Raw genomic sequence first — 408 nt, forward strand, 5'->3', positions numbered from 1 at the left:
TTTCAGGGGCGCGGGGAACTGCGCAAAACGCCCGCCCCACCGAACCCGCAGACGACCGACAACGAGAGGTTGACCGAACCGTGCGAGACGATCTCATCGCCCGGGCCAGGACCTGGCTCGCCGAGGACCCCGACCCCGACACCCGCGACGAGCTCGCGAAGCTCATCGAGGCCGGAGACGTCACCGAACTCACCGCCCGCTTCAGCGGCACGCTCCAGTTCGGCACCGCCGGCCTGCGCGGCGAACTCGGCGCGGGCCCCCTGCGCATGAACCGCGCGGTCGTCATCCGGGCCGCCGCCGGCCTCGCCGCGTACCTCAAGAAGCACGGCAGCACCGACGGCCTCGTGGTGATCGGCTACGACGCCCGCCACAAGTCCGAGGACTTCGCGCGCGACACCGCGGCCGTGA

The 408-nt window shown here is 71.8% G+C and carries 1 pseudogene; it reads left to right on the top strand.

The features are described 5' to 3' along the window. Nucleotides 1-80: 80 nt before the first annotated feature. Nucleotides 81-408 (top strand): annotated as a pseudogene (locus EHS43_RS45950) (phospho-sugar mutase); the annotation flags it as partial.

This window comes from Streptomyces sp. RP5T, assembly GCF_003933965.1.
Taxonomy (GTDB): Bacteria; Actinomycetota; Actinomycetes; order Streptomycetales; family Streptomycetaceae; genus Streptomyces.